The 25,418-nt window shown below is 72.0% G+C and carries 24 protein-coding genes and 1 pseudogene; 17 read left to right on the top strand and 8 right to left on the bottom strand.

Translation table 11 applies throughout. The features are described from left to right. The first annotated feature begins 22 nt into the window (after positions 1-22). The 11 genes from OTB20_RS42470 (at position 23) to OTB20_RS20465 (ending at position 9,674) form a co-directional block, all read left to right on the top strand. The gene (locus OTB20_RS42470) at positions 23-106 is read left to right on the top strand and encodes a putative leader peptide (protein WP_309550570.1); all 84 of its coding nucleotides are present in this window, start codon (positions 23-25) and stop codon (positions 104-106) included. Between the two features lie 206 nt (positions 107-312). Then, complete coding sequence (locus tag OTB20_RS20510; protein ID WP_267819460.1) at positions 313-2,022, top strand: nitrite/sulfite reductase; 1,710 nt, start codon at positions 313-315, stop codon at positions 2,020-2,022. 28 nt (positions 2,023-2,050) lie between these two features. Next, a complete protein-coding gene (locus OTB20_RS20505) occupies positions 2,051-2,230 on the top strand; it encodes a hypothetical protein (RefSeq protein ID WP_267752922.1) in 180 nt (59 codons plus the stop codon). Continuing rightward, on the top strand, positions 2,227-2,940 hold the full coding sequence (locus tag OTB20_RS20500; RefSeq protein ID WP_267819459.1) for a phosphoadenylyl-sulfate reductase: 714 nt from the start codon (positions 2,227-2,229) through the stop codon (positions 2,938-2,940). The genes OTB20_RS20505 and OTB20_RS20500 overlap by 4 nt, the downstream gene beginning before the upstream one ends. A gap of 56 nt (positions 2,941-2,996) precedes the next feature. Next, the gene (gene cysC, locus OTB20_RS20495) at positions 2,997-3,542 is read left to right on the top strand and encodes an adenylyl-sulfate kinase (RefSeq protein WP_267752919.1); all 546 of its coding nucleotides are present in this window, start codon (positions 2,997-2,999) and stop codon (positions 3,540-3,542) included. Further along, entirely contained in the window at positions 3,539-4,477 is a 939-nt protein-coding gene (gene cysD / locus OTB20_RS20490; RefSeq protein ID WP_267819458.1) for a sulfate adenylyltransferase subunit CysD, read from the top strand. The genes cysC and cysD overlap by 4 nt, the downstream gene beginning before the upstream one ends. 2 nt (positions 4,478-4,479) lie before the next feature. Beyond that, the gene (locus tag OTB20_RS20485) at positions 4,480-5,820 is read left to right on the top strand and encodes a sulfate adenylyltransferase subunit 1 (RefSeq protein WP_267819456.1); all 1,341 of its coding nucleotides are present in this window, start codon (positions 4,480-4,482) and stop codon (positions 5,818-5,820) included. 220 nt (positions 5,821-6,040) lie between these two features. After that, positions 6,041-7,159 carry an aliphatic sulfonate ABC transporter substrate-binding protein gene (locus OTB20_RS20480; protein WP_420716447.1) on the top strand — a complete coding sequence of 373 codons (1,119 nt, stop codon included), beginning with the start codon at positions 6,041-6,043 and terminating at the stop codon, positions 7,157-7,159. A gap of 52 nt (positions 7,160-7,211) precedes the next feature. Continuing rightward, positions 7,212-8,006, top strand: a complete 795-nt coding sequence (locus tag OTB20_RS20475; RefSeq protein WP_267819452.1) for an ABC transporter ATP-binding protein — start codon at positions 7,212-7,214, stop codon at positions 8,004-8,006. Next, positions 7,993-8,895 carry an ABC transporter permease gene (locus OTB20_RS20470; protein ID WP_267819451.1) on the top strand — a complete coding sequence of 301 codons (903 nt, stop codon included), beginning with the start codon at positions 7,993-7,995 and terminating at the stop codon, positions 8,893-8,895. The genes OTB20_RS20475 and OTB20_RS20470 overlap by 14 nt, the downstream gene beginning before the upstream one ends. Before the next feature lie 5 nt (positions 8,896-8,900). Next, positions 8,901-9,674, top strand: coding sequence for a sirohydrochlorin chelatase (locus tag OTB20_RS20465; protein WP_267819449.1), 774 nt, complete (start codon positions 8,901-8,903; stop codon positions 9,672-9,674). Positions 9,675-9,803: 129 nt separating this feature from the next. Here OTB20_RS20465 and OTB20_RS20460 read toward each other — a convergent pair whose 3' ends face one another. Further along, positions 9,804-10,808 carry a ketopantoate reductase family protein gene (locus OTB20_RS20460; RefSeq protein ID WP_267819448.1) on the bottom strand — a complete coding sequence of 335 codons (1,005 nt, stop codon included), beginning with the start codon at positions 10,806-10,808 and terminating at the stop codon, positions 9,804-9,806. Positions 10,809-10,853: 45 nt separating this feature from the next. On the opposite strand from OTB20_RS20460, the gene OTB20_RS20455 reads away from it, so the two are divergent. After that, the gene (locus OTB20_RS20455; RefSeq protein WP_267819446.1) at positions 10,854-11,711 is read left to right on the top strand and encodes an aldo/keto reductase; all 858 of its coding nucleotides are present in this window, start codon (positions 10,854-10,856) and stop codon (positions 11,709-11,711) included. A gap of 7 nt (positions 11,712-11,718) precedes the next feature. On the opposite strand, the gene OTB20_RS20450 is transcribed toward OTB20_RS20455, so the two are convergent. The 3 genes and pseudogenes from OTB20_RS20450 to mgt all read right to left on the bottom strand — a co-directional run bounded on the left by OTB20_RS20450 (position 11,719) and on the right by mgt (position 13,774). After that, complete coding sequence (locus tag OTB20_RS20450; protein ID WP_267819444.1) at positions 11,719-11,937, bottom strand: hypothetical protein; 219 nt, start codon at positions 11,935-11,937, stop codon at positions 11,719-11,721. 3 nt (positions 11,938-11,940) lie between these two features. Further along, a complete protein-coding gene (locus OTB20_RS20445; RefSeq protein WP_267819442.1) occupies positions 11,941-12,495 on the bottom strand; it encodes a DUF1697 domain-containing protein in 555 nt (184 codons plus the stop codon). Continuing rightward, positions 12,492-13,774, bottom strand: a pseudogene (gene mgt / locus OTB20_RS20440) (macrolide-inactivating glycosyltransferase). The gene OTB20_RS20445 and the pseudogene mgt overlap by 4 nt, the downstream one beginning before the upstream one ends. Before the next feature lie 148 nt (positions 13,775-13,922). Between mgt and OTB20_RS20435 the strand changes: the two are divergent. Both OTB20_RS20435 and OTB20_RS20430 read left to right on the top strand, forming a co-directional pair. Beyond that, positions 13,923-14,789 (top strand): phosphotransferase enzyme family protein, encoded by an 867-nt coding sequence (locus OTB20_RS20435; protein WP_267819438.1) that lies wholly within the window; start codon positions 13,923-13,925, stop codon positions 14,787-14,789. A 22-nt stretch (positions 14,790-14,811) separates the two neighbouring features. Next, positions 14,812-15,450, top strand: coding sequence for a hypothetical protein (locus OTB20_RS20430; RefSeq protein WP_267819436.1), 639 nt, complete (start codon positions 14,812-14,814; stop codon positions 15,448-15,450). Between the two features lie 20 nt (positions 15,451-15,470). Here OTB20_RS20430 and OTB20_RS20425 read toward each other — a convergent pair whose 3' ends face one another. Continuing rightward, positions 15,471-16,073: a DUF2867 domain-containing protein gene (locus OTB20_RS20425; protein WP_267819434.1), complete on the bottom strand. Its 603-nt coding sequence runs from the start codon at positions 16,071-16,073 to the stop codon at positions 15,471-15,473. A 126-nt stretch (positions 16,074-16,199) separates the two neighbouring features. Here OTB20_RS20425 and OTB20_RS20420 point away from each other — a divergent pair, with 126 nt between their 5' ends. Beyond that, positions 16,200-16,757, top strand: coding sequence for a TetR/AcrR family transcriptional regulator (locus tag OTB20_RS20420; protein WP_267819432.1), 558 nt, complete (start codon positions 16,200-16,202; stop codon positions 16,755-16,757). Between the two features lie 202 nt (positions 16,758-16,959). Here the strand turns inward: OTB20_RS20420 and OTB20_RS20415 are convergent, their stop codons facing one another. Beyond that, the gene (locus OTB20_RS20415; protein WP_267752893.1) at positions 16,960-17,703 is read right to left on the bottom strand and encodes an exonuclease domain-containing protein; all 744 of its coding nucleotides are present in this window, start codon (positions 17,701-17,703) and stop codon (positions 16,960-16,962) included. A 92-nt stretch (positions 17,704-17,795) separates the two neighbouring features. After that, entirely contained in the window at positions 17,796-19,076 is a 1,281-nt protein-coding gene (locus tag OTB20_RS20410; RefSeq protein ID WP_267819430.1) for an SAV2148 family HEPN domain-containing protein, read from the bottom strand. 335 nt (positions 19,077-19,411) lie between these two features. On the opposite strand from OTB20_RS20410, the gene glgX reads away from it, so the two are divergent. After that, positions 19,412-21,526: a glycogen debranching protein GlgX gene (gene glgX, locus OTB20_RS20405; RefSeq protein ID WP_267819428.1), complete on the top strand. Its 2,115-nt coding sequence runs from the start codon at positions 19,412-19,414 to the stop codon at positions 21,524-21,526. On the opposite strand, the gene OTB20_RS20400 is transcribed toward glgX, so the two are convergent. Further along, positions 21,511-22,794: an MFS transporter gene (locus tag OTB20_RS20400; RefSeq protein WP_267819427.1), complete on the bottom strand. Its 1,284-nt coding sequence runs from the start codon at positions 22,792-22,794 to the stop codon at positions 21,511-21,513. The two genes, glgX and OTB20_RS20400, sit on opposite strands and share 16 nt — an antisense overlap. 82 nt (positions 22,795-22,876) lie before the next feature. Between OTB20_RS20400 and treY the strand changes: the two genes are divergently transcribed. Beyond that, positions 22,877-25,279, top strand: coding sequence for a malto-oligosyltrehalose synthase (gene treY / locus OTB20_RS20395; protein WP_267819425.1), 2,403 nt, complete (start codon positions 22,877-22,879; stop codon positions 25,277-25,279). Positions 25,280-25,418: the final 139 nt, after the last annotated feature.

Genomic DNA, 25,418 nt, shown 5'->3' with positions numbered 1-25,418 from the left:
CGCCACATGCCACGCTTCCGCCATGAACGGAGCTGGAATTGCCTTGGTGAGTCGGCGGCACGTCGACCTCGGCCGCATGTCCAGCGCCATCTGTCCGGCGAGCTGACGCACAGCCCCGCCGCGACAGCGCCCCGCACCGACGTCGCCGCGGAAGCGAACCACCGCTCGCCCTCGTCACCACCGCAGTCCCCTGTAGGCCGATCGCCGCCCGGAACAGCAGCACATCAGCCACATCCGCTCCACGCGCGCCAGGGGTCACGCCGCTGCTCCCCCCTGCCCCTGCCTCGAGCCGCCGAAGAAGGACGTACCGCCATGGCCGCCACCCCCGAAACGACCGCAGCCGCCGCACCCGGCGCCGCCGCGCGCCGCAAGACCGGCCGTCACCGCGGTGAGGGCCAGTGGGCTGTCGGACACCACACGCCCCTCAACGGCAACGAGCAGTTCAAGAAGGACGACGACGGTCTCAATGTGCGGGCGCGCATCGAGAACATCTACTCCAAGGCGGGCTTCGACTCGATCGACCCCAACGACCTGCGCGGCCGTATGCGCTGGTGGGGCCTCTACACCCAGCGCAAGCCCGGGATCGACGGCGGCAAGACCGCGATCCTGGCGCCGGAGGAGCTGGACGACAAGTACTTCATGCTGCGCGTGCGCATCGACGGCGGCCGGCTGACCACCGAGCAGCTGCGCGTCATCGGCGAGATCTCCGAGGAGTTCGCCCGCGGCACCGCCGACCTCACGGACCGGCAGAACGTGCAGTACCACTGGATCCGCATCGAGGACGTCCCGGAGATCTGGCGCCGTCTGGAGGCCGTCGGCCTCTCGACCACCGAGGCCTGCGGTGACACCCCCCGCGTCATCCTCGGCTCGCCCGTCGCCGGCATCGCGCTGGACGAGATCATCGACGGCACGCCCGCCATCGACGAGATCTACCGCCGCATCGTCGGCAACCCGGACTTCTCCAACCTGCCCCGCAAGTTCAAGTCCGCGGTCTCCGGCTCGCCGCTGCTCGACGTGGCGCACGAGATCAACGACATCGCCTTCGTGGGCGTGAACCACCCCGAGCACGGCCCCGGCTTCGACGTCTGGGTCGGCGGCGGTCTCTCCACGAACCCGAAGCTGGGTGTGCGCCTGGGTACCTGGGTCTCGCTCGACGAGGTCCCGGACGTCTACGAGGGCGTCATCTCGATCTTCCGCGACTACGGCTACCGCCGGCTGCGCACCCGCGCCCGTCTGAAGTTCCTCGTCGCCGACTGGGGCCCGGCCAAGTTCCGCCAGGTCCTCGAGGACGAGTACCTCGAGCGGAAGCTGACCGACGGCCCCGCGCCCGAGCAGCCCACCGGCCAGTGGCGCGACCACGTCGGCGTGCACCAGCAGCAGGACGGCAACTTCTACGTCGGCTTCGCGCCCCGCGTGGGCCGGGTCGACGGCGCCACCCTGACGAAGATCGCCGCCGTCGCCGAGCAGCACGGTTCCGGCCGGCTGCGCACCACCGCCGAGCAGAAGATGATCGTGCTCGACATCGAGGCGGACCAGGTCGACTCCGTCGTCGCGGCCCTGGAGGCGCTGGACCTGCGGGTCAACCCGTCCCCGTTCCGCCGCGGCACGATGGCCTGCACCGGCATCGAGTTCTGCAAGCTGGCCATCGTCGAGACGAAGGCGCGCGGCGCCTCGCTGATCGACGAACTGGAGCGCCGCCTGCCGGAGTTCGCCGAGCCGCTCACCATCAACATCAACGGCTGCCCGAACGCCTGCGCCCGTATCCAGGTGGCGGACATCGGTCTCAAGGGCCAGCTGGTCCTGGACGACGACGGCAACCAGGTCGAGGGCTACCAGGTCCACCTGGGCGGCGCGCTCGGCCTGGAGGCCGGTTTCGGCCGCAAGGTCCGCGGCCTCAAGGTCACCGCGGCCGGTCTGCCGGACTACGTCGAGCGGGTCGTCACGCGCTTCGAGGACCAGCGCGAGGACGGCGAGCGCTTCGCCTCCTGGGCGACCCGGGCGAAGGACGAGGACTTGTCGTGAACGCAGTGAACAACACGAGGAGCACAGTGTGAGCGAGCGCGCCGCACCGTTCTACTGCCCGTACTGCGGCGACGAGGACCTGTTCCCGAACGAAACAGGCCACGGCGCCTGGGAATGCAGGGCCTGCAATCGAGCCTTCCAGCTGAAGTACCTCGGGCTGCTGGCCCGGGGTGTTCAGTCCGACGCAGCTGGAGGGGACGAGATATGACCACCACTCAAGACGCCGGTCTCGGCGTCGGCAGTCTCAAGGCACTGGCCGAGCAGGCGGGCCGGGACCTCGAGGACGCCTCCCCGCTGGAGATCCTCACCTGGGCGGCCGAGACCTTCGGCAAGAAGTTCGCCGTGACCTCCTCCATGGAGGACGCGGTCGTCGCCCACCTCGCCTCCCGCGCCTTCCCCGGCGTGGACGTGGTCTTCCTCGACACGGGCTACCACTTCGAGGAGACCATCGGCACCCGTGACGCGGTCGAGGCCGTGATGGACGTCAACGTCATCACGCTCACCCCGCGCCAGAGCGTCGCCGAACAGGACGCCGAGTACGGCCCCAAGCTGCACGAGCGCGACCCCGACCTGTGCTGCGCGCTGCGCAAGGTCAAGCCCCTCGAAGAGGGTCTGACCGCGTACAGCGCGTGGGCGACGGGCCTGCGCCGCGACGAGTCCCCGACCCGGGCGAACACCCCGGTGGTCGGCTGGGACGAGAAGCGGCAGAAGGTCAAGGTCTCGCCGATCGCCCGCTGGACCCAGGACGACGTGGACGCGTACGTCCTGGAGCACGGTGTCCTCACCAACCCGCTGCTGATGGACGGTTACGCCTCCGTCGGCTGCGCCCCCTGCACCCGCCGGGTGGCCCCGGGCGAGGACGCCCGCTCCGGCCGCTGGGCCGGGCTCGGGAAGACCGAGTGCGGACTGCACGGCTGATGACAGACACATCGCGTACGGACATACCGAGTACGGAACCGACGGAGACGAAGCAGATGAGCGTGAGCGACCAGGGCGCCACCGTGTGGCTGACCGGGCTGCCGAGCGCGGGCAAGACCACCATCGCCTACGCGCTGGCCGACCGGCTGCGCGCCGAGGGCCACCGCGTGGAGGTCCTCGACGGCGACGAGATCCGCGAGTTCCTCTCCGCCGGCCTCGGCTTCAGCCGCGAGGACCGGCACACCAACGTGCAGCGGATCGGCTTCGTCGCCGAACTCCTCGCGTCCAACGGCGTGAAGGCGCTCGTCCCGGTGATCGCGCCGTTCGCGGACAGCCGTGAGGCCGTCCGCAAGCGGCACGCGGCCGAGGGAACGAGCTACCTCGAAGTGCACGTGGCCACTCCGGTGGAGGTGTGCTCCGAGCGTGACGTGAAGGGCCTGTACGCCAAGCAGGCGGCGGGCGAGATCTCCGGTCTGACCGGGGTCGACGACCCGTACGAGGCACCGGAGTCCCCGGACCTCCGTATCGAGTCGCACACGCAGTCCGTACAGGAGTCGGCTTCGGCCCTGCACGCTCTGCTCACCGAGAGGGGTCTGGCATGACCGCCACCGTCGCACACGTCCACGAAGGGACGGACGCGCCCTACGCGCTGTCGCACCTCGACGCCCTCGAGTCGGAGGCCGTGCACATCTTCCGTGAGGTGGCGGGCGAGTTCGAGAAGCCGGTGATCCTCTTCTCCGGCGGCAAGGACTCGATCGTCATGCTGCACCTGGCGCTGAAGGCGTTCGCGCCGGCCCCGGTGCCGTTCACCCTGCTCCACGTGGACACCGGCCACAACTTCCCCGAGGTCCTGGACTACCGCGACCGCGCCGTCGCCAAGCACGGCCTGCGCCTGCACGTGGCCTCCGTCCAGGAGTACATCGACGCCGGCAAGCTCCGCGAGCGCCCCGACGGCGTCCGCAACCCGCTGCAGACCGTCCCCCTCACGGAGGCGATCCAGAGCCTCAAGTTCGACGCAGTCTTCGGCGGCGGCCGCCGCGACGAGGAGAAGGCCCGCGCCAAGGAGCGCGTCTTCTCCCTGCGCGACGAGTTCTCCCAGTGGGACCCGCGCCGCCAGCGCCCCGAGCTGTGGCAGCTCTACAACGGCCGCCACGCCCCGGGCGAGCACGTCCGCGTCTTCCCGCTGTCCAACTGGACCGAGCTGGACGTGTGGCAGTACATCTCCCGCGAGGGCATCGAACTGCCGGAGATCTACTTCGCCCACGAGCGCGAGGTCTTCAAGCGCAACGGCATGTGGCTGACGGCCGGCGAGTGGGGCGGCGCCAAGGGCGACGAGACCACCGAGACGCGTCTGATCCGCTACCGCACCGTCGGTGACATGTCCTGCACCGGCGCCGTCGACTCCGACGCCACCACGCTGGACGCCGTGATCACCGAGATCGCCGCCTCCCGGCTCACCGAGCGGGGCGCGACCCGCGCCGACGACAAGATGTCCGAGGCCGCGATGGAAGACCGCAAGCGCGAAGGGTACTTCTAACCATGACCTCCACCACCGAGCAGTTCGCCGATCTGTCGGCGACCACGCTGCTGCGCTTCGCGACCGCCGGTTCCGTCGACGACGGAAAGTCCACCCTGGTCGGACGCCTCCTGCACGACTCCAAGTCGATCCTCACCGACCAGCTCGAAGCCGTCGAGGCGGTGTCCCAGGCCCGCGGCCAGGACACCCCGGACCTCGCGCTGCTCACCGACGGCCTGCGGGCCGAGCGGGAGCAGGGCATCACCATCGACGTGGCCTACCGCTACTTCGCGACCGCCCGGCGCCGGTTCATCCTGGCCGACACCCCCGGGCACGTGCAGTACACCCGGAACATGGTCACCGGCGCCTCCACCGCCGACCTCGCCGTGGTGCTGGTCGACGCCCGCAACGGCGTGATCGAGCAGACCCGCAGGCACGCCGCCGTCGCGGCCCTCCTGCGGGTGCCCCACGTGGTCCTCGCGGTCAACAAGATGGACCTCGTGGGCTACGAGGAGACCGTCTTCGCATCGATCGCCGAGGAGTTCACCGCGTACGCCTCCGACCTGGGCGTCCCGGAGATCACCGCCATCCCGATCTCGGCCCTGGCCGGGGACAACGTGGTGGAGCCCTCCGCCAACATGGACTGGTACGGCGGCCCGACGGTGCTGGAGCACCTGGAGACCGTCCCGGTCAGCCACGACCTCACCGCCTGCCCGGCGCGTTTCCCGGTGCAGTACGTGATCCGTCCGCAGACCGCCGAGAACCCGGACTACCGGGGCTACGCCGGCCAGATCGCCTCCGGCGTGCTGCGCGTCGGCGAAGCCGTCACCGTACTGCCGTCGGGCCGCACCTCGGTCATCGAGGGCATCGACGCGCTCGGCGAGAGCGTCGACATCGCGTGGGCCCCGCAGTCGGTGACCCTGCGGCTCAAGGACGACATCGACATCTCGCGCGGCGACCTGATCGCGCCGTCGTCGAGCTCCCCCGCCACCACGCAGGACGTCGAGGCGACGGTCTGCCACGTGGCGGACCAGCCCCTCGCCGTGGGCGCCCGGGTGCTGATCAAGCACACCACGCGCACGGTGAAGGCGATCGTCAAGGAGATCCCCTCGCGGCTGACCCTGGACGACCTGTCCCAGCACCCGAACCCCGGACAGCTGGTGGCCAACGACATCGGCCGGGTCGTCGTCCGTACCGCCGAGCCGCTCGCGCTCGACTCGTACGCCGACTCGCGCCGCACCGGGTCCTTCCTGCTGATCGACCCGGCGGACGGTACGACCCTGGCGGCCGGCATGGTGGGCGAATCCTTCGCCTCCAAGGCCGAGACCACCATCCAGGCCGATGAAGAAGGGTGGGACTTCTGATCATGCCCGCCGATATCTACTCCACCTTCGCGAAGGAGGGCGGCCGTGTAGGCAGCGGCTCCCTCGGCAGTGGCCAGGGAGGTGTGGGGCGATGTGCGTGATGACGTACGCGCACCGCATGCGCGCCCACACCCCCCACGAGCTGTGCCTGCCCTTGTTCAGCAAACGAAGACGTGCGTCGTGACACGACGTTACGAGAGGAAGTCCTCCCGTGCCTGCCATCGGTATCCCGCGTAAGACCCTGCGCCGCAGCATCGCCACCGCTGCCGCCCTCCCGCTCCTGATCGGGGCGCTCGCCTCGTGCGGCTACGGCGCCCAGGCCGAGAAGAACGACGCTCCCGCGAAGAACGTCGCCGACGACGCCGGCAAGAAGCTCTCTGCCTCCGAGGTCCGCATCGGCTACTTCCCGAACCTGACCCACGCCACCGCGCTGGTCGGCATCCAGGAAGGCCTGATCGCCAAGGAGCTCGGCTCCACCACGATCAAGCCGCAGACCTTCAACGCCGGTCCGTCCGAGATCGAAGCCCTCAACGGCGGCTCTCTCGACATCGGTTTCATCGGCCCCTCGCCGTCGATCAACGCGTACGTGAAGTCCAAGGGCTCCAACCTCCGGATCATCTCCGGCTCCGCCTCCGGCGGCGTCAAGCTCGTCGTGAACCCGGACAAGATCAAGACCCTGGACGACATCAAGGGCAAGAAGATCGCCACCCCGCAGAAGGGGAACACGCAGGACGTCGCGTTCCTCAACTGGATCGGCACCAAGGGCTGGACCGTCGACCCGGAGTCCGGCAAGGGTGACGTGTCCGTCGTCCGCACGGACAACAAGGTCACCCCGGACGCCTTCAAGCAGGGCTCGATCGACGGCGCCTGGGTGCCGGAGCCCACGGCCTCCAAGCTGGTCTCCCAGGGCGCAAAGGTCCTCCTCGACGAGACCGATCTGTGGCCCGACAAGAAGTTCGTGATCACGAACATCATCGTGTCGCAGAAGTTCCTCAAGGAGCACGGGGACGTCGTCGAGGCGGTGCTGCGCGGCACCGTGAAGACGAACGAGTGGATCAACGCCAACCAGGGCAAGGCGAAGGCCTCCGCCAACGCCGCGCTGAAGACCCTGGGCGGCAAGGAACTCGAAGCGGGCATCATCGACCCGGCCTGGCCGAGCATCCTCGTCACCGACGACCCGCTGGCCGGCACCCTGAAGACCGAGGCGGACTGGGCGGTCAAGGCCAAGCTCATCCAGACCCCCGATCTGAACGGCATCTACGACCTGAAGCTCCTGAACAAGGTGCTGAAGGCCGCCGGCAAGCCCGAGGTCTCCGACGCCGGTCTCGGCGCCAAGTAACCCCTCCAGCAACCCCTTCAGTACCCGTCCCGAATCCCAGGAGGTGACGACCATGGCCACCATGCTTGCCAAGGCTGCCGAGGGCACCGTAGCGGAGCAGACGCACGCCGCTCGGATCGAGCACGTCTCGAAGTCCTTCTCCGGCCCGGCCGGATCGCAGCTCGTCCTGGACGACATCAGCCTCGATGTCGCTCCCGGAGAGTTCGTCACCATCCTGGGTGCCTCGGGCTGTGGAAAGTCCACCCTGCTCAACCTGGTCGCCGGACTGGACAAGCCGTCCGCGGGGTCGATCGAGACCCCCGGCGGCCGTCCGGCCCTGATGTTCCAGGAGCACGCCCTCTTCCCGTGGCTCACCGCGGGCAAGAACATCGAACTCGCCCTGCGCCTGCGCGGGGTGGCCAAGGCCGACCGCAAGCCGGAGGCCGAACGGCTGCTGGAACTGGTCCGGCTCGCCGGCTCGTACGGCAAGCGGGTCCACGAGCTGTCCGGCGGCATGCGCCAGCGCGTGGCCCTGGCCCGGGCGCTCGCCCAGGACAGCCAGCTGCTGCTGATGGACGAGCCGTTCGCGGCGCTCGACGCCATCACCCGCGACGTGCTGCACGGCGAGCTCACCCGCATCTGGGAAGAGACCAACCTCTCCGTCCTGTTCGTCACGCACAACGTCCGCGAGGCCGTACGGCTCGCGCAGCGTGTGGTCCTGCTGTCCTCGCGCCCCGGCCGGGTCGCGAAGGAGTGGACCGTGGGCATCCCGCAGCCGCGCCGCATCGAGGACGCGGACGTCGCGGAGCTGTCCCTTGAGATCACTGAACACCTGCGTGGGGAGATCCGCCGCCATGGCCAGCACTGACACCACCCCCGAGACCCAGCCGAAGGCCAAGGCCGACGATCTCGCCGGGCTGGAGGCGGGCCTCGACGCCCTCGACGCCGTCCAGACCCACCGCACCCCGATCCGCGAGGTCCTCGTCAAGAAGGTCCTGCCGCCGGCCATCGCCGTCGGTCTGGTCCTCCTCGTCTGGCAGGTCCTCGTCGCCACGAAGGTCACCGACGAAACGAAGCTCCCCGCCCTGTCCGCCGTCTGGGACAGCCTGTCCGACATGTGGCTGAAGGGCACCCTGCTCGAAGTCATCTGGACCAGCGTCTCGCGCGGTCTGCTCGGCTTCCTGCTGGCCCTGGCCATCGGCACCCCGCTCGGTCTGCTCGTCGCCCGGGTGAAGTTCGTCCGCGCCGCGATCGGCCCGATCCTGCAGGGTCTGCAGTCGCTGCCCTCGGTCGCCTGGGTGCCCCCGGCGGTGCTCTGGTTCGGACTCAACGACGCGATGATGTACACCGTCATCCTGCTCGGCGCCGTCCCGTCCATCGCCAACGGCCTCGTCTCCGGCATCGACCAGATCCCGCCGCTGTTCCTGCGCGCCGGCCGCACCCTGGGCGCCACCGGCCTGCGCGGCGCCCGGCACGTGGTCATGCCGGCCGCGCTGCCCGGTTACCTGGCCGGCCTCAAGCAGGGCTGGGCCTTCTCCTGGCGCTCCCTGATGGCCGCCGAGATCATCGCCAGCTCCCCCGACCTGGGCCTGGGCCTGGGTCAGCTCCTCGAAAACGGGCGCAACAACATCGACCTGCCCGGCGTGTTCCTCGCGATCATCCTGATCCTGGTCGTCGGCATCGCGATCGACCTGCTGATCTTCAGCCCGGTCGAGCGGTGGGTGCTGCGCACCCGCGGCCTGCTGGTCAAGAGCTGATCACCGTGTCGGCGCGCTCCACACGCTCCCCCGCCCTGCTGGTCATAGCCCACGGCAGCCGCGACCCGCGGCACGCGGCGACCGTGCACGCCCTCACCCGGCGGGTACGGGCGCTGCGGCCGGGGCTGCGCGTGGAGACCGCCTTCCTGGACTTCGACACCCCGACCGTCGACCAGGCGGTGGCCTCCCTCTACCTGTCGGGCGTACGGGAGATCGTGGCACTCCCGCTCCTGCTCACCCGGGCCTTCCACGCCAAGTCCGACATCCCGGCGGTGCTCGCGGGAGCCACGTCCCACCTGCCGGACCTCTCGGTCCGGATCGCGGATGTGCTCGGCCCGTCGCCGCTGCTGCTGGCGACCTTGGAGCGGCGGCTGTGGGAAGCCGGCCTCACTCCGGCGGACCGCGCCACCACCGGTGTGGTGCTCGCGTCCGCCGGTTCCTCAGACCCGGAGGCGATCGCAGTGATCGCTGAAATCGCGCGGGAGTGGCGGCACACCGGTTGGTGCGCCGTGCGGCCTGCGTTCGCCTCCGCTGTTCTCCCCCGGACGCAGGACGCCGTACGGGCGCTGCGCGCTCAGGGCGTCCGCCGGATCGCGGTCGCCCCGTACGTGATCGCCCCCGGCCGGCTCCCCGACCGCATCGCGGCGGGCGCCGAAGCCGCCGGCGCCGACGTGGTCTCCGCCGTCCTGGGCCCCTCCCCGGAACTGGCCCGCCTGCTCCTGCACCGCTACGACGCGGCCACCGTCACCCCCGCCCGCATCCCGGCCCTGACGGCCTGAGCCCGCGCCGGCCGGGCCTGCACCCTCCAACCCCGCCGACGACCCTCCGGCACCACCGGCGACCCCTCCAGTCCCGGCAGCGGCGCCGCACGGTCCAAGGGGGTCCAAGGCGGAGCCACACCCGCGGGGTTACGCCCTGGCCACGGCCTCATCGGCGAGCGCCGTCAGGTCCGCGACGGACATCGCCCCGGGCGGCAGCCCTTCCCGCGCGAAGATGTTCGCCGCGTGCCGCAGCGTGTCGTTCACCGGCGTAGCCACCCCGTGCAGCCGCCCGAGCAGCACGATCTCCCCGTTCAGATAATCCGCCTCCACCGACCCCGTCCCCCGCGCGAGCGACTGCCAGGACGATCCGCCCCGTACCTCACCGGCCGGCGCCTCGACCTTCCCGTCGCGGGCGGCCGACTGTTCGGCCTCCGAGGCCCAGGGGATCCCGGCGGCGGCAAAGGCGGCCTGCGCCTCGCGGATCGCCCGCAGCAGCAGCGCCGCCTTCGCGGGCTCCGGCTCGGGTCCGGTCGTCGCCTGGATCGCGTTGCCGAGGTTGCCCAGCAGCTTCGCGTGCTTCCACCGCATCACGTCCTCGACGACCGGCGCCGCGAAGCCTGCCTTCTCCAGGTCGGCCGCGATCCGCCGGGCCGGCGCGTCGGCGCCCCCTGCGGCCTTGCCGATGTGCAGGATCCCGGTCAGCGGCGCGCACAGCGCGGAGACCACCCCCGGTTCCAGGAAGGTCGCCGGCAGCCATACGCAGACCCCGTACACGCGCGCGAAGCGCCGTAGGGCGAGGCGTTCGCTCTCCACTCCGTTCTGCCCGCACAGCAGCGGCAGCCGCTGCGCCGCCGTGCCACCGCCCGAGACCTCCGCGTCGGCCCACGCCTCCAGCGCGGCGAGCGCGTCCTGCGTCTTGACCGTCAGCAACAGCACGTCGTCCGGCCGCAGTTCGCCGAGCTCGGCGGGGCCGCCGACGACGGGCAGGTGGTGCACCCGCTCCCCGTCCGCCGTGGTGAGCCGCAGCCCGTGGGCCCGCAGGGCCTCCGCGTGGGCGCCGCGCGCGACGAGCACGACCTCGCTGCCGGATTCCGCGAGCCGTCCGCCGATGGTCGCGCCGATCGCTCCGGCGCCGATGATGATGTAACGCATGCCGAGGAGCCTGGCACATCCGCGGGCCTGGGTTACGGTCGGGCCATGTCTGTTGACGTGGATGAGACGTTCAGTCTTGGCGGAGACCTTCCCGTACGCCGCCTCGGACTCGGTACCGGCGGCCTGGTCGGCGCCGGCTACTGGGGCCCGCGCGCCGCCCGCCCCGCATCGGTCGCGCTGCTGCGCGCCGCCGTCGCCGGCGGGGTCACCTTGATCGACACCGCCGACAACTACGGCCCCCACCTGGCCGAGGAGCTGGTCGCCGAGGCCCTCCACCCGTACGGGGAACGGCTGGTGGTCTCCACGAAGGGCGGGGTGGTGCGCACCGGCCCCGACCAGTGGCATGCGGCGGGCCGTCCCGAGGACCTGCGCACCATGTGCGAGGCGAGCCTGCGCAGGCTCCGGCTGGACCGGATCGACCTGTACCAGCTGCACCGCTTCGACCCGGCCGTCCCGGCGGCGGAACAGCTGGGCACGCTGGCCGAGCTCCGGGCGGAGGGCAAGATCCGCCACATCGGGCTGAACACGGTGACGGCGGACCAGCTCCGGGAGGCCCTGTCCCTGGTCCCGGTGGCCTCGGTCCAGAACCCGTACAACCTCCGGGACCGCTCCTCGGCGGAGCTCCTCTCCTTGTGCGAGGCCCGCGGTATCGCCTTCCTCCCCTACTACCCGCTGGGCAGCGGCTCCCTGACCCGCGAGAACGCGGCCGCCCTGACGGCGGTCGCCGCCGAACACGGCGCGTCCACCGGCCAGATCGCTCTGGCCTGGCTCCTCCAGCACTCCCCGGTCCTCTGCCCCACCCCGGGCACGGGCTCCCCGGACCACTTGGCGGAGAACCTGGACGCGGCGACGGTCCGCCTGACCCCGCACGAGATGACCCTGCTGAACGGTCTGGCCGACTGAGCGGCACTCACCAGCAGGCAGCCGTGTCCCAGGCCTCGAACGGGGTCACCACGGCGATCCGTCCGCCGAACTGCACCGGCCCCCACGTGTCGGCCAGTTGCTTGTAGTCGGCCGGGAGGGGCAGCCCGAGCCAGGCCTCCACTGCCGGCCAGTCGACGGGTACCGGGCCGTGCGGGCGGCTCTCGACCACGTTGGAGGCCAGTGCGGCGAGGCCGGCGAAGTCCACGGGTCAGTCCCGGGTGAGCTCGACGAGTTTGGCGACCGTGTTCCAGTTGCGGCTGGTCACGTCCAGGCCCTTGACCACGGCCGGTTTCGCCAGGGCTTCGGCCAGCTTCGAGCGGCCCAGGCCGTTCGGGGCGTAGAGGTAGATGACGTGGTCGCCCACGCGGTACTCCTCCGGGAGGTACCCGGGGGCGTCGATCGAGGCGAAGCGGGATTCGGCGGGCTGCTCGGAGCAGAAGGTGGCGTGGAGCTGCTTGCCTTCCAGCTCGGCGGCCGGGAAGGGACAGGCGGCGGCGACGGCGCGCAGGTGGGCGCCGTCGATCACCAGGCAGGGGACGCGGAAGCCGAAGTGGGCTTCGATGGCGGCCTCCAGTTCGCGGGCGAGGGCCGTCGGGGTCTTCCCCGTCGTACTGGCGAAGACGGCGTTGCCGCTCTGCAGGTACGTCTGCGCGTCCTCGTGGCCGAGGTCCTGCAGGACCTGGCGCAGCTCGGCCATCGGGACCTTCTTGTTCCCGCCGACGTTGATGCCCCGGAGCAGCGCCGCGTACTTCGTCTTGGTCATGCCTGCACGATAGGGCTCCCCCCTGACAGTGCCGGCGACGCGGACAGTTCGGCCTCGATCAGGTCGACGGCCTGCCGGGTGCCACCCTCGGTGGCCATCTGTACGCGGATGGCCTGCGCGCGGGCGGCCACCTCCGGGTCTGCGACGAGGGAGAGGACGGCCTCGCGCAGGGTCGCGGCGTCGGCCTCGGCCATCGGGACGTGCCGGGCGACGCCGAGGGCGGCCAGCATGTCGGCGTTGCCGAACTGGTCGACGGCTTGCGGGACCGCGACCATCGGGGTGCCGGTGGCCAGCCCCTCCTGGCTGCCGCCGGCGCCGGCGTGGGTGATGAAGGCGTCGGCCTGGCGCAGGATGTCCAACTGCGCCACCCAGCGGTGGACTTCCACGTTGGCGGGGATCTCGCCGAGCTCGGCCTCGTCGGTGAACTTGCCGATCTGGAGCACCACGTGCCAGTCGGGCAGCTCGGCGAAGGCCTCGGCGCAGGCCCGGTAGAAGGCCGGCTGCTTGGTGAAGGTGGAGCCGAGGGAGACCAGGAGGAGCTTCTTCCCGGCCGCGGCGGCCGGGCGCGCCCAGGTGCCCTGGGTGGCGCTGCGGTCGCCCTGGCAGGCGCCGACGAAGGTGTACACGGCCTCGTCGACCCGGTCGGCGTGCGGTTGCAGGGCGCGCGGGATGAGCACGATGCTGCGGCGGGGACGGCCGATGAAGCGGTCGCTGTCCTCGTCGATGCCGTTCTCGTCGAGCCAGGCCCGGAACCGGGCGTAGTACGCCTGCCCGCGCTCGGAGGCGCGCAGTTCGGCGAACATCGGTTCGGCGACCTCCTCCTCGTAACCGGTCCAGGCGACCAGGTTCGGGGAGAGGGATACGGCGGGTACGCCCCAGCGGTGGGCGAGGGCGATCGCCGGGTAGGCGGTGATGTCGTGGAGGACGAGGTCCGGTTCGTCGCCCGTGAAGGCGGCGGCGAGCTGTGGGAGCGCCTGGACGGCGTCGTCGAGGAAGGGCTCGATGTTGTCGATGAGCTCGGTGCCCCACGCCTCGGGGTCGTCCTCGGTGGGGAGGGTGGAGTTCCAGATCACCGGGGTGGCGCCGGTCTCGGCGATCTTGTCGGCGTAGCCGGCGGGGATGGCGTAGCTGACCCGGTGGCCGCGGGCGACCAGTGCGCGGATCACTTCGATGCTCGGGTTCACGTGGCCGGCGGCGGCGATGGAGAACATGGCGATGTGGGCGGGCTTCGGGGTCGTGGTCATGCGTCCAAGATAACGAGACGATACGTCTCGTGCAACCGATACGAGAAAGGGGATGGGAAGGACGGGGCGGGACAAGGAGGGAACGGCGGGCCGGGATGCGAAACTTGTCCGGTCAAGAGCACCCGTGCGACAGCCCGGTGGCGCCCGGGACACCCGGGGAAACGGACGGACTGCGGAGACGGCATGGACGAGGCACAGGCCAGGGACGCCCTGACGGCGGCGGGCCTGGCACGGGCGGGGTCGCCCGCCCCCCGACTGCTGGCCCTCGGCGAGAACGCCGTCTTCGCGCTCGGCAGCGGACTGGTCGCCAAGGTCGGCCGGGAGGCGGCCCTGCTGCCGCGCGCCGAGCTCGAACTCGCGGTGGCGGGCTGGCTCGCGGAGTCCGGGGTACCGGCGGTCCGCGCGGCCGAGCCGCGGCCCCGGCTGGTGGACGGGCACCCGGTGACGCTGTGGCACCAACTCCCCGACGCGGTCCGCCCGGCCGGCCCGGAGGACCTCGCGGCGCTGCTGCGGCAGATCCACGCCCTGCCCGCGCCCCCCTTCGTACTGCCCGCGCGCGATCTGCTGGGCGGGGTGGAGCGCTGGCTGCGGCTGGCGGGCGAGGCGATCGATCCGGCCGACGCGGCCTACCTGCGGTCCCGCCGCGACGGGTACGCCGGCCAGGTCGCGGCCCTCACCCCCCACCTCGCCCCGGGTCCGATCCACGGCGACGCCCTGCCCCGCAACGTCCATGTGGGCCCGGACGGGCCGGTCCTCGTCGACCTGGAGACGGTCTCCGCCGACCTGCGGGAACACGACCTGGTGGTGATGGCCCTCTCCCGCGACCGGTACGGACTGCCCGGCGATTCGTACGAGGCGTTCGCGACGGCGTACGGATGGGACGTGCGCGACTGGGAGGGCTGCGCGGTCCTGCGAGGAGCCCGCGAAACGGCCAGCTGCGCCTGGGTCTCCCAGCACGCCCCGGCCAACCCGAAGGCCCTGGCCGAATTCCGCCGCCGCGTGGCCTCCCTGCGCGAGGGCGACCCGGAAATCCGCTGGCACGCCTTCTAGTGCCCCGGTTCAATCTCCGCACATGAAACTGCTTCTCACCATCCACCGGGCCCGGCTCGGCCCCACGGAGTTCAAGGTGATCCGCCCGGCCCGGCCGCCGGCCCGCGCGGCGCTGTCCGAGGGCAACCGGTACCTGCATGCCCAGGTGGACCAGGAGGGCGCACAGCTCATCGCCGGACTGTGGTCGCTCGCCGCCACCTCCCCGCGCTCCCTGGTCCACGTCCCGCTGCGGCGCACCGACCCGGAGACGGGAGAGCCGGGGCTCGACCTCGTCCTGCTGCACCACTCGCTCCAGTTCGCACCCTCGCGCTGGAAGGAGCTGCGGGCGCGGCTGGGCCCGGGCCTGCGGCAGACCGCGAGGCTCCCCGGGCCGGCTCCCCGGGACCTGTCGGCCGACCCCTGGCCGCAGCGCCACCACAAAGAGAACCGGGACCGCTTCCACCAGCACTTGCGCGCCGGAACGCTGTTCCTGACGGGGAGCGCCCGGGTGTTCGCCGACACCGCGTGGCTCTTCGCCGACGTCGCCCACCGGGCTCCCGGCTACGTCCTGGCCCACCCCGACCATCAGCACTACTGCACGCGGATGAGCCATGGCGACAACTCCGTCGCCGCGGGCAGCGGGCTCCACGTCGTCTACCGCGACCGGTGGCCGGAAAGCTGATTCGGCGCCCCGGGCGACGCTCAGGCCGGGCCGGGGCCCTCGCGTCCGGCCTGCCACGCTCGGCCGATGCCGCGCAGCAGCGCCGGGTACACCCCGAGGTAGCGGAAGGGCTTGATGCCGGCCATGTAGACGGCGCCGAGGAGGCCGTTCGGCTTCACCAGGACGGCCATCCGGCCGTGGTAGCCGCCGGCTCCGTCCTCGTCGGGGACCCAGCCGATGTGCAGGATTCCGTGCATGGTCCGGTTGGCGATCTCCGCTGCCCACTCGTCGTGCGTCCGGTAGACGGCGGTGAATGGGGACGAGCCGGACCCTGGATCGCCGGCGCTCCCTCGGAGGTCCTCGGGCAGCCGGTCCCGCAGGCTCGCCACCCTGCCGCCGATGCCGCCGGCGGGCCCGTCCCAGCCGAACAGCGCCCCGAGCTTCCAGCGGACCGCGAAGAGCGTGCGCACCACCGGGGAGCCGCCGTGATCGCCCCGGCCCTTCTCGAACTGCTCCACGAGGCGTGCCAGATCGTCCGGGCCGCCCGGTGTCGGGAGTTCCCACACGTCCTCGACCCGGAAGTCGCCGGCGATCTCGTGGATCCGCCAGGGCCGGTCGGTGTGCGTGGTTCCGGGGAGTCTCATGGGCAAGTCCCTGCCTCTGCGCCGCTGTCCCGATGCCGCTGTCTATACGCTGCCGTATACAAGAAGGCTAGCACCGATCTATACGGCACCGTATAGATCTCTTCTGCGTATGAGGGGAGCCATCTCGTGGGCGCGACCCGAACGCCGCGCGGCGGCTGGATCGAGGAGGGGCTGCGCGCCCTGGCCGCCGGAGGACCGCAGGCCGTGCGGATCGAGGCGCTCGCGCAGGTGCTCGGCGTCAGCAAGGGCGGCTTCTACGGGCACTTCGGCAACCGGGACGCGCTGATCGCCGAGATGCTCGACACCTGGGAGCGGGAGTCCGCCGGGGCCGTGATCGAACAGGTGGAGGCCGCGGGCGGCGAGCCCAGGGCCAAGCTGAAGCGGCTGTTCTCGATCGTCGCGGCCTCGGAAGAGCCGGCGCGGGCCGTCGCCGTCGAGCTCGCGGTCCGCGACTGGGCCCGGCGCGAGCCGTCCGTCGCGCAGCGGATGCGGCGCGTCGACAACCTCCGGATGAACTACCTGCGTTCGCTGTTCGGCGCGTTCTGCCCCGACGGGGACGACGTCGAGGTGCGGTCCACGATGTTCTACTCCCTGCGGATCGCGGGCCACTTCATGGCGGCCGACCACGGGACCCGCAGCCGGGCCGAGGTCATGGAGCTCACCCGGGACTGGCTGCTGCGCTAGTGCTGCTGTGGCCGGGAAGGTTTGCCGGGTCGCGGTGTCTGGTGCGGTGCATCGCGAGGCGGAGGACCACGACCCGTACTGGACGTACCGGCGTGGTCCGACAACGCAGGGGGCACCTCCCAGCGGTAGCTGGGGGAGAGGTGCCGTGCCGGGCACCGCGACACGGTGAACCTTTCCGGTCACAGCACCAGCGAGGGCCCCGTCAGACCCGGTACGGCACGACGGGCCAGGCCCGCTCGACTATCGCCTCGGGGTCCGAGGTGCGCCGCAGGTAGCTCTGCAGCGAGGCCGCCTGCTCGGCCGCCGCGCGTATCTGCAGCTCGTGCAGGTCCGCCAGGGCGACCGCCCCTATCGCCGCGTGGGCGGCCCCCATCCGCCGGGCGGCGCGGGCCGCCGCGAGCGCGTCCGCGCCCGCGTCGTGCGCCGCTTCCAGGGTCACGCCGTAGTGCTCGCAGAGGGCCTGGAGGGTCCTCCTGCCCTTGCGGTACCGGTCCGCGTGCTTGTCCAGGACGAGGGGGTCGATGACGGGCGGCGCGGGCTGCCCCGGCCAGCGCTCGCCCAGCGGACGGATCCCGTGGCGGCGGCACTCGCGGTCCAGCAGGGTCAGGTCGTACCGCGCGTTCATCACCACCAGCGGGGTTCCCGAGCTCAGTGCCTCCACCAGCGTCTGGGCGATCTCCTCGATCGCCGCGGCCGCCGCCATCCCCCGGGAGCGGGCGTGATCCGTGGAGATGCCGTGGATGGCCGAGGCCTCCTCCGGGATGGGCACTCCCGGGTCGACCAGCCAGGTCCGCTCCCGCATCACCTGCCCGTCCGGCCCGACCGCCACGACGGCCGCCGTCACGATACGGTCGGACTCGATGTCGGTCCCCGTGGTCTCCAGGTCGAAGGCCACCATCGGCCCGCCGTGCCAGTCCCCCATCCAGTCCCCGGCCCAGTCCCCCATCGCGTGCCCCCCGTACCCGTCCCTCTACGTCAACGGCTTTCAGCCTGACACGGGCCACTGACAGGCCGGCCGCCGGGGGCCGACGACCGCGATCACGACACCGGGCGGGAGTCCTGCCAGATCGACTCGAATTCCTCGCGGTAGGTCGGGAACAGCCCGTGCTCGTGGTCCGGCCGCGCCTGCGCGGCCCGCCCCCCGCCCCGCAGGACCAGGACCGGCGCCTCCATGCCCCGGGCCCGGCGCAGGTACGACTGGACCACCGCGATGCCCGAGGACTCGCCCTCCACCAGGTAGGCGGTGAAGCGCGGGGTCTCGTCGAAGACGTGGATCTCGAAGCCCGAGGCGTCGCGCAGGCCCGCCCGGACCCGTCGCACGTGCAGGATGTTCATCTCCACCGACCGGCTCAGCTCGCCCTTGCGCAGCCCCAGCTCCCGCTCGCGCCGTTTGACGGCGCTGCTCGCCGGGTTCAGGAACAGCAGCCGCACCCGGCAGCCGGCCTCGGTGAGGCGTACGAGTCTTCGGCCGGAGAAGTTCTGGACCAGCAGGTTGAGCCCGATGCCGATGGCGTCGAGCCGCCGGGCGCCGCCGAACAGGTCTTCTGCGGGGAGCTGGCGCTGCAGCCGCACCCGGTCCGGGTGGACGGAGATGACGTCCGCGTACCGGTCGCCGACCAGGTCCTCGACCGCGTCGATGGGCAGCCGGTCCGCCGCCGGCGAACCCGCGCCGCCGCCCAGCACCTCCAGCAGCCGCGCCGACGCACGCTCGGCCTGTTCAAGGACCGGCCGCGACAGGGCCCGGTTGCGCGAGACGACGTTGCGCGTGACCTCCAGCTCGTCCAGCGCCTGCTCGATCTCGCGCCGGTCGTCGAAGTACGGCTCGAAGCAGGGCCAGTGCTGGACCATCAGTTCGCGCAGCTGCGGCAGGGTGAGGAAGCTCAGCACGTTGTCGTCGGCGGAGTCCAGCAGGTAGCCCTTGCGGCGGCTGACCTCGCGTACGGCGACCGCGCGCTGCACCCACTCCTGGCCGGCGGGGCCCGCGGCCGCCACCACCCAGTCGTCGCCGCCGTGCACGGGCTCGTAGACGGGCCGGAGCACCGCTCCGACCACGGACCGCAACCGCTGTTCGATCAGGTTCAGCCAGATGTACGCACGGCCGGCGCGCTGGGCCCGGGTCCGGACCTCGCTCCAGGCGTCCGCGCCCCAGTCCAGCTCGGCCCCGGCTCCGGCCTGCGCCTTTCCGGTCCCACCGGCCTCCGGCGGGGCCAGCGACACGGCCCCGGCGGGGATCGCGCCGGACACACCGCCCGCGGCGTCCGCCGGGCCGCCCTCGTGACCGCTGTCACCAGGGGGCAGCTCCAGACCTCCCGAGCTCACCCGTGCACCGCCTCCTGCGTCTGGACGCCCGTCTCCAGTGATCACGGAAGGGTACTCCGCGTGCGCGGCACCCTGCAGCCCGATGCGGGCCACCGCGGCCCGATGCGGGCCCATGACCCGTACGCGGTCAGTCCGTTGGCTCATTATCTGCTGTACCGACGACCGGATCTCCCCACAGTCGGATCTCACCATGGTCCGCCGACCCTCTTATCAGCTCTCCGGGTCACCCGGTAGGACCCTCCCAAGTCCCCGCGTGAGAGCCCTCTTTCGGGGAAGATCTGGATGACGTGGTCCATGCCGGATCAGCCCGACACGGAGGGGAAGAGTCGTTTCCTATGCAGGTCTGGCCGGGACACCCGTATCCGCTCGGCGCCACGTACGACGGCGCCGGCACCAATTTCGCGGTCTATTCGGAGGCCGCCCGACGTATCGAGCTGTGCCTGCTGCACGACGACGGCTCGGAGACCGCGATCGAACTGCGCGAGACCGACGCCTTCGTCCGGCACGCCTACCTGCCGGGCATCATGCCCGGCCAGCGCTACGGATTCCGCGTGCACGGCCCGTACGAGCCCGAGCGCGGCCGGCGCTGCAACGCGGCCAAGCTGCTCCTGGACCCGTACGCGCGGGCCGTCGCGGGCAGCGTGGACTGGGGCGAGGAGGTGTACGGCTACCACTTCGGCCGGCCCGACTCCCGCAACGACCTGGACTCCGCGCCCAAGAGCATGAGTTCGGTCGTGGTCAACCCGTACTTCGACTGGGCCAACGACCGCCCGCCGCGCCACGAGTACCACCACACCGTGCTCTACGAGGCCCACGTGAAGGGCCTGACCATGGGTCACCCCGATCTCCCCGAGGAGCTGCGCGGCACGTACGGTGCGCTCGCCCACCCGGCGGTCATCGGCCACCTGACCAAACTGGGGGTGACGGCGCTGGAGCTGATGCCGGTGCACCAGTTCGTCAACGACCACCGGCTCGTCGACGACGGGCTCAGCAACTACTGGGGCTACAACACCATCGGCTTCTTCGCCCCGCACAACGGCTACGCCTCGGGCGACCGCGGCCAGCAGGTGCTGGAGTTCAAGTCGGCCGTCCGGGCCCTGCACGAGGCCGGCATCGAGGTGATCCTCGACGTGGTCTACAACCACACCGCCGAGGGCAACCACCTGGGCCCGACGCTGTCCTTCCGGGGCCTGGACAACGCCTCGTACTACCGGCTCGCGGACGATCCCCGGCACTACATGGACACCACGGGTACGGGGAACTCGCTGCTGATGCGCTCCCCGCACGTGCTCCAGCTGATCATGGACTCGCTGCGGTACTGGGTCACCGAGATGCACGTGGACGGCTTCCGCTTCGACCTGGCGGCCACGCTGGCCCGCCAGTTCCACGAGGTGGACCGGCTGTCCTCGTTCTTCGACCTGGTCCAGCAGGATCCGGTGGTCAGCCAGGTCAAGCTGATCGCGGAGCCCTGGGACCTGGGCGAGGGCGGCTACCAGGTGGGCAATTTCCCGCCGCTGTGGACCGAGTGGAACGGCAAGTACCGGGACACCGTACGGGACTTGTGGCGCGGGCAGCCGCGCACGCTCGCGGAGTTCGCGGGACGCCTCACGGGCTCGTCCGACCTCTACCAGGACGACGGACGGCGGCCGCTGGCCTCGATCAACTTCGCCACCTGCCACGACGGTTTCACCCTGAACGACCTGGTCTCCTACGACGAGAAGCACAACGAGGCCAACCGTGAGGGCAACCGGGACGGCGAGACCCACAACCGCTCCTGGAACTGCGGGGCGGAGGGGCCGACGGAGGATCCGGAGATCGGGGAACTGCGCGAGCGGCAGATGCGCAACTTCATCGCCACGCTGATGCTCTCCCAGGGCGTGCCGATGATCAGCCACGGGGACGAGTTCGCCCGCACCCAGGGCGGCAACAACAACGCCTACTGCCAGGACAACGAGCTGTCGTGGGTGACCTGGCCGGAGCCCGGCAAACCGGCGCCCGCCCTACTGGAGTTCACCCGGCAGATGGTGTGGCTGCGGCGGGAGCACCCGGTGTTCCGGCGGCGCCGGTTCTTCCACGGCCGGCCGGTGGAGGGGACGCACGACGAGCTATCGGACATCGCCTGGTTCACCCCGCACGGCGAGGAGATGCGGGCCCGCGACTGGCAGGCCCAGCACGCGCGGGCGCTGGCGGTGTTCCTGAACGGGGAAGCCATCTCGGAGCCGGGCACCCGCGGGGAGCGGATCACCGACGACTCGTTCCTGCTGATGTTCAACGCGGGCGCCGAACCGCAGGACTTCACGGTCCCGGCCGGGCACGGTACGCAGTGGCGCCTGATCGTGGACACGTCCCGGTCGGAGGTGTTGTCACCCGGTACCGGGCCGCAGTACGCGGCCGGGGACCGGGTGACATTGACAGGACGGTGTCTGGTCGTGCTTCAGCGCCCGGCGTAGGCGGCGCCTCCCAGGACGGCTTCCGTGCGGGCACGCCCGACGGAAGCCGCCGGGGCGTGCGTACGGCCCGGGGGCACCCGGGTGACCAGGGCCAGGACCAGGCACAGGGCGGCCGCCCCCACGGCCACCGCGAAGGCCGCGGCGGGCCCGTACCACTCGGCGAGCCGCCCGGCGACGGCCAGCGAGGCGGCCTGGCCGGCGACGAGCGAACTGGCCGCGAAGGCCATCGCCTCGGCGAGCCGGGACGGGGTCACCGCGCGCTCGGTGATGGCGAAGGCGGTGATCAGGTGCGGGGCGTAGGCGGCTCCGAGCACGGTGACGACCACGTACAGCGGCCACAGGGTGTTCGTGAAGAGCAGCGGTACGGAGAGTACGAGCGCGGCGGCCGTGGCCACCCGCCAGCGCAGCCGCAGTCCGAAGCGGGCGGGCAGCGCGCCGAGCGAGAGCCCGACGGCGGCACTGACGACGCCCATGGCCGCGTAGACGATGCCGGCCTGGCCGGGGACGCCCAACTGTGCGGTGAGGGCGGCGATCCCGGCCTGGCAGGCGCCGAACATGGCGCCCTGGAGGGCGAGGGAGCCCCGTATCGCGAAGACCACGCGCGGCGGGCGGATCCGGGAGCGCTCCTTCTCGCGGCGGCTCCCGGTGGGAGCTCCGGCCGTGACGGCGGCGGTCGGGTGCAGCGCGTAGAAGGTGCCGAAGACGGCGACGATGGCGGCCGCCCCGCCGAGGGCCACGGCCGGGTGCGCGACGAGGGTGGCCAGCCCCACGAGGGCGGGCCCGAAGACGAAGGAGACCTCGTCCAGGGTGCCTTCGAGGGAGTGGATGGCGCCCACGACGCCTTCGTCGGCCTTGGCACGGTGGGCCAGGGCCACGGAACGGGTACGGGCGAGGGGTCCGATCAGCGGGACGGAGGCCCCGGTGACGGCGCCGATCGCGGCGAGCGGGACGGTCGCGAGGCCGGAGAGTGCCCCGGCCACCAGGGCGGCGGTCGCCACCGCGTTGACCGCGGCGGCCGTCAGGACGACGGGACGCTGGCCGTACCGGTCGGCGAGCCGGCCCAGGACGGGTCCGAAGACCACCTGTCCGGCGGAGAGGGTGCCGCCGACTATGCCCGCGGTGGCGAGCGAGCCACTGGTCTCCGCGACCAGCAGAACGCTGCCGAACTGCGACATCGCGACGGGCATTCGTGCGAAGAAGGAGATGATCGGGAGAAGGGGCCCGGTCAGGGCGATGACTTTGCGATAGGTGTTGACGGTTCCAAACACTTGAGCAACGTTAACCCGGTGCAGTCACCCGGATGCATTGGGTAATGGCACGGAATCCCGCATCCTGGGTACGTACGTTCTCATGAGCCTGCCCCCGCACACAGGTAGTCCCCGCCCCGAGTTCAACCGGCCCACATCCGATGCACCACCGGCCGTCACCCCGGCGTCGACCTACCGCCTCCAGCTGCGCCCCGAGTTCACCTTCGACCACGCACGGGCCGTCGTACCGTACCTCGCCTCGCTCGGCGCTTCACACCTGCACCTGTCCCCCGTACTGGAGGCGGTGCCCGGTTCGTCCCACGGTTACGACGTCACCGACCACACGCGGGTCCGCGTGGAGCTCGGCGGGGAGGACGGGCTGCGGGCCCTGGCCGCCGAGGCCCGCGGGCACGGCCTCGCACTGGTGCTCGACATCGTGCCGAACCACATGGCCCTGCCTTCGCCGCTGCGCCTCAACCGGCCCTTGTGGGAGGTCGCGCGGGAGGGACCCGCCTCGCGGTACGCGCGCTGGTTCGACATCGACTGGGAGGCGGGCGGGGGCAGGCTGCTGCTGCCGGTGCTCGCCGAGCCCCTGGATCCGGGCGACATCGAGGTCAGGACCGGGACCGGGGCCGGGGCTGGGTCCGGGTTCGGGTCCGGGCCGGACACCGAGGGGCCGGGCGAGCCATCCGTACTGCGGATCGGGGAGCTGGAGTTCCCGCTCCGGGAGGGCACGGCAGGCCTGGAGCCGGCAGCGCTGCTCGCCGCGCAGTGGTACCGGCCGGCGTGCTGGCGGGAAGCCCGAACCGGCCTCAACTACCGCCGTTTCTTCACCATTTCGGAGCTGATCGGGGTCCGCGTCGAGGACCCCGAGGTCTTCGAGGCCACCCACGCCAAGGTGCTGGAGCTGGTCCGGGACGGGGTCGTCGAGGGACTTCGGATCGACCACGTGGACGGTCTGGCCGACCCCGCGGGCTACCTGCGGCGACTGCGGGAGGCCGTCGGGGCGGACTGCTGGGTGGTGGTCGAGAAGATCCTCGCCCGCGAGGAACGGCTGGCTCCCGACTGGCCGGTGGCCGGGACCACCGGGTACGACGCGCTGTACCGGGTGGACGGGATGCTGACCGACCCGGCCGGGGCCGCGCGGCTCGACGCCCGGTTCCGCAAGGCGACCGGGCAGCCCCGGTGGGAGCGGACGGCCGCGGCCGGAGCCCGGGAGGTGCTGACCGGGGACCTGGCCGCCGAACTGGCCACCCTGGAACGACTGGCCGGACCGGAACTAGCTCCAGCAGTACGCGAGTTGCTCATCGCCTACCCGGTCTACCGACCCTACCCCGGCGATCCGCAGCTCGCGCCCGGGGCCCTGGAGCGGGCCGCCGCGCAGGCCGGCGCGGGCCCGGTGGCCGCACTGCGCGAACTCCTACTGCGGGACGGGGCCTTCGCGGCCCGCTTCGCCCAGACCTCGGCGGCCCTGCGCGCCAAGTCGCTCGAAGACAGGGCCTTCTACCGGTACGCCCCGCTGCTGTCGGCCACGGAGGTGGGCGGGGATCCGGGGGCTCCGGCGCTCACGGTGGCGGAGTTCCACGCGTACTGCGCCGAGCGGGCGAGGCTGTGGCCCCGCTCCGGGACGGTGCTGACCACGCACGACACGAAGCGCAGCGCGGACGTCCGGGCGCGGATCTCAGTGCTCTCGCAGGACCCGGAGTCCGTACCCGCACCGGCCGGTGCGGACCCCCAACTCGCTTGGGTCGCATGGCAGACGGCGTTCGGGCTGGGGGCCGACGGTGCCGGTCCGGAGCGCGCCGCCCGCCTCGCGCAGGCCCTGCTCAAGGCCGTCCGCGAAGCCGCCCTGCACACCACGTGGACCGAGCAGGACCCGGCGTACGAGGCCACGGTCCCGGGGCACCTCCCGGCGGCGGCGCCGGAGCCGGCCGGGTCCCTGGCGGCGGCGGCCCGCGCCAACCTGCTCGGGGCCGCGCTGCTGCACCTGGCCATGCCCGGGGTCCCGGAGGTCTACCAGGGCGCCGAGACGGAGTACCGGGCCCTGGTCGACCCCGACAACCGGCGGCCCGCCGTCTTCCCCCGGGAGGCCCTGGCCCGGCTGGACGCGGGGGCCACGCCGAGCGGAACGGCCGAGGAGAAGCTCGCCCTCACCGCCGCCCTGCTGCGGCTGCGCCGGAGCAGGCCCGGACTGTTCGCCGGCTACGCGCCACTGCCCGCCCGGGGCCCGGCGGCGGAGCACTGCGTGGCCTTCGCCCGCTCGGCCGGCCTGGTGGCGGTGGCCACCCGCCTGTCGCACCGGCTGGCCGGGGCGGGCGGCTGGCGGGACACCGTCCTGGCCCTGCCGCCGGGCCGCTGGCGGCGGCTGGCGGTCCTCGGGGCGCCGGGGGTCGCGCGCAAGGCCTCGTACGAAGCCTCGTACGAGGGCACGGCGCTGCTCGCGGAGCTCCTCGACGGGGCCTCGCCGGTCGCCGTGCTGCTGCGGGAGGAGCCGGACCGGGCCTGACTCCGCCCGGCCCGCGAGGGCGCCGTCCTCCCCCGCGGGCCGTACGGTCGGGACAGGGCTGGGCGTCGCGGCCGGAACGTTCGCCGGTCGCGGCGCCCGGCGCCGATAACCTTCCCGGCCACAGCACTAGGGAACTGTC

The organism is Streptomyces sp. H27-H1, from assembly GCF_026627445.1.
In the GTDB taxonomy this organism is placed as follows: Bacteria; Actinomycetota; Actinomycetes; order Streptomycetales; family Streptomycetaceae; genus Streptomyces.
This window is presented reverse-complemented; position numbering and strand designations above follow the sequence as displayed.

Excerpts from the sequence above, each read along its gene's own strand:
- OTB20_RS20435 (WP_267819438.1), top strand. The coding sequence starts at position 13,923 with ATGGACGAGGCACAGGCCAGGGACGCCCTGACGGCGGCGGGCCTGGCA.
- OTB20_RS20500 (WP_267819459.1), top strand. The coding sequence starts at position 2,227 with ATGACCACCACTCAAGACGCCGGTCTCGGCGTCGGCAGTCTCAAGGCA.
- OTB20_RS20475 (WP_267819452.1), top strand. The coding sequence starts at position 7,212 with ATGGCCACCATGCTTGCCAAGGCTGCCGAGGGCACCGTAGCGGAGCAG.
- OTB20_RS20430 (WP_267819436.1), top strand. The coding sequence starts at position 14,812 with ATGAAACTGCTTCTCACCATCCACCGGGCCCGGCTCGGCCCCACGGAG.
- OTB20_RS20425 (WP_267819434.1), bottom strand. The coding sequence starts at position 16,073 with ATGAGACTCCCCGGAACCACGCACACCGACCGGCCCTGGCGGATCCAC.
- OTB20_RS20460 (WP_267819448.1), bottom strand. The coding sequence starts at position 10,808 with ATGCGTTACATCATCATCGGCGCCGGAGCGATCGGCGCGACCATCGGC.
- glgX (WP_267819428.1), top strand. The coding sequence starts at position 19,412 with ATGCAGGTCTGGCCGGGACACCCGTATCCGCTCGGCGCCACGTACGAC.
- OTB20_RS20470 (WP_267819451.1), top strand. The coding sequence starts at position 7,993 with ATGGCCAGCACTGACACCACCCCCGAGACCCAGCCGAAGGCCAAGGCC.
- OTB20_RS42470 (WP_309550570.1), top strand. The coding sequence starts at position 23 with ATGAACGGAGCTGGAATTGCCTTGGTGAGTCGGCGGCACGTCGACCTC.
- OTB20_RS20445 (WP_267819442.1), bottom strand. The coding sequence starts at position 12,495 with ATGACCAAGACGAAGTACGCGGCGCTGCTCCGGGGCATCAACGTCGGC.
- cysC (WP_267752919.1), top strand. The coding sequence starts at position 2,997 with ATGAGCGTGAGCGACCAGGGCGCCACCGTGTGGCTGACCGGGCTGCCG.
- OTB20_RS20510 (WP_267819460.1), top strand. The coding sequence starts at position 313 with ATGGCCGCCACCCCCGAAACGACCGCAGCCGCCGCACCCGGCGCCGCC.
- treY (WP_267819425.1), top strand. The coding sequence starts at position 22,877 with ATGAGCCTGCCCCCGCACACAGGTAGTCCCCGCCCCGAGTTCAACCGG.
- cysD (WP_267819458.1), top strand. The coding sequence starts at position 3,539 with ATGACCGCCACCGTCGCACACGTCCACGAAGGGACGGACGCGCCCTAC.
- OTB20_RS20485 (WP_267819456.1), top strand. The coding sequence starts at position 4,480 with ATGACCTCCACCACCGAGCAGTTCGCCGATCTGTCGGCGACCACGCTG.
- OTB20_RS20415 (WP_267752893.1), bottom strand. The coding sequence starts at position 17,703 with ATGGGGGACTGGGCCGGGGACTGGATGGGGGACTGGCACGGCGGGCCG.
- OTB20_RS20455 (WP_267819446.1), top strand. The coding sequence starts at position 10,854 with ATGTCTGTTGACGTGGATGAGACGTTCAGTCTTGGCGGAGACCTTCCC.